At 72.0% G+C, this 1,973-nt stretch carries 2 protein-coding genes and 1 pseudogene; all 3 read left to right on the plus strand.

The features are described from left to right. Positions 1–768: HAD hydrolase family protein (locus H5J30_RS29930; RefSeq protein WP_181790506.1), on the plus strand; the 768-nt coding region annotated here is incomplete at its 5' end. A 47-nt stretch (positions 769–815) separates the two neighbouring features. Continuing rightward, the gene (locus H5J30_RS29935; protein ID WP_181790508.1) at positions 816–1,766 is read left to right on the plus strand and encodes an N-acetylneuraminate synthase family protein; all 951 of its coding nucleotides are present in this window, start codon (positions 816–818) and stop codon (positions 1,764–1,766) included. Continuing rightward, positions 1,763–1,973 (plus strand): annotated as a pseudogene (locus tag H5J30_RS29940) (hypothetical protein); the annotation flags it as partial. The gene H5J30_RS29935 and the pseudogene H5J30_RS29940, both read left to right, overlap by 4 nt.

Consider the following 1,973-nt stretch of genomic DNA (forward strand, 5'->3'; position numbering starts at 1 on the left):
GCGCCCACGAAGGTGGCCCCGGCCGTCGAGGCCGCCCCCGCCCAGGGCTACGGCGTCAACCACGACAAGTCGTACCGCCCCCGGCGCCAGGACCGCCCCCAGGACCTGCTGGAGACCGGCGCCGCGTACGCCATGCGCACCCCCGGGTTCCGCGAGCACCGCCACCGCTTCTTCGGCCGCACCGCCCCGGTGCGTACCGACGCCGCCCGCGTCCTGGAGGTCGACGAGCCCGACGACCTGACCCGCGCCCGTGCCCTGGCACCCCTGCTCGACGTGCCCGGCCCCGGCTCGCTGCCCACCCGCCGCGACGTCGACGCCGTCGTCCTCGACTTCGACGGCACCCAGACCGACGACCGCGTCTACATCGACGCCGACGGCCGCGAACTCGTCGCCGTCCACCGCGGCGACGGCCTCGGCATCGCCGCCCTGCGCCGCGCCGAGCTGAAGCTCCTCATCCTTTCCTCGGAAAAGAACCCGGTCGTCGCCGCCCGGGCACGCAAACTTCACCTCCCCGTTCTGCACGGGGTCGACCGTAAGGACATCGCACTGAAGCAGTGGTGCGAGGAGGAGGGCATCGCGCCCGAGCGCGTGCTCTACGTCGGCAACGACGTGAACGACCTGCCGTGCTTCGGCCTCGTCGGCTGGCCCGTCGCGGTCGCCGGCGCCCACGCGATCGTGCGGGACGCGGCGCGTGCGGTGACGTCCACCCCCGGAGGCGACGGAGCGATCCGCGAGATCGCCTCGTGGATCCTCGGCCCCTCCCTGTAGCCCGATCCCTCCCTCGCGAGGGTCTGGAGAGTAAGGAACAGATCTGCATGAGCTCCACCCAGCGTTTCCGCACCTTTGGCGACCGCGTCGTCGGCCCCGGCCGGCCGGTGTACGTCACGGGTGAGATCGGCATCAACCACAACGGCGACCTCGACAACGCGCTCGCGCTGGTCGACGCCGCCGTCGAGGCGGGCTGCGACGCGGTGAAGTTCCAGAAGCGCACGCCCGAGGTCTGCACCCCGCGCGACCAGTGGGACATCGAGCGCGACACCCCCTGGGGCCGGATGACGTACATCGACTACCGGCACCGCGTCGAGTTCGGCGAGGAGGAGTACCGGGCGATCGACGCGCACTGCAAGGAGCGCGGCATCCACTGGTTCGCCTCCCCCTGGGACCCCGAGGCCGTCGCCTTCCTGGAGAAGTTCGACGTGCCGGCCCACAAGGTCGCGTCCGCCTCGCTGACCGACGACGAGCTGCTGCGCGCCATGCGCGCCACCGGCCGCACGGTCGTCCTGTCCACGGGCATGTCGACCCCGAAGCAGATCCGGCACGCGGTGGAGGTGCTGGGCAGTGACAACATTCTGCTCTGCCACGCCACCAGCACGTACCCGGCGAAGGCCGAGGAGCTGAACCTGCGCATGATCCACACGCTGCAGGCCGAGTTCCCGAACGTGCCGATCGGCTACTCCGGCCACGAGACGGGCCTGCAGACGTCGCTCGCCGCGGTCGCCCTCGGCGCCGTCTTCGTCGAGCGGCACATCACCCTGGACCGCGCGATGTGGGGCTCCGACCAGGCCGCCTCCGTCGAGCCGCAGGGCCTGGCGCGGCTCGTACGCGACATCCGCGTGGTCGAGGAGTCCCTCGGCGACGGCGTGAAGAAGGTCTACGACAGCGAGCTGGCGCCGATGAAGAAGCTGCGCCGGGTCAAGGGAGTCGTCGCCGAGGCCGCCGAGGCGTCGGACGCGGCGGGAGCCGAGAAGGAGCCGGTCGGGGTATGACCGAGGACACCGCCGGCGGCGGCACGACCGTCGCCCTGGTGGAGAGCCCCGTCCAGCTGCTGAACGTGCTGGAGTGGGCGTACCAGGGCGGGACCGTCATACCGTTGACGGTGGTCGTGCTGCCCCCCACCGAGCCGCTCTCGCGCGGCCAGCTGCGCCGCATGGCGGAGCTGGCGATGGACGACGGCCTGGAGGTCCGCTGGCAGG

Origin of the sequence: Streptomyces phytophilus (assembly GCF_013870535.1) — a bacterium.
Taxonomy (GTDB): Bacteria; Actinomycetota; Actinomycetes; order Streptomycetales; family Streptomycetaceae; genus Streptomyces; species Streptomyces phytophilus.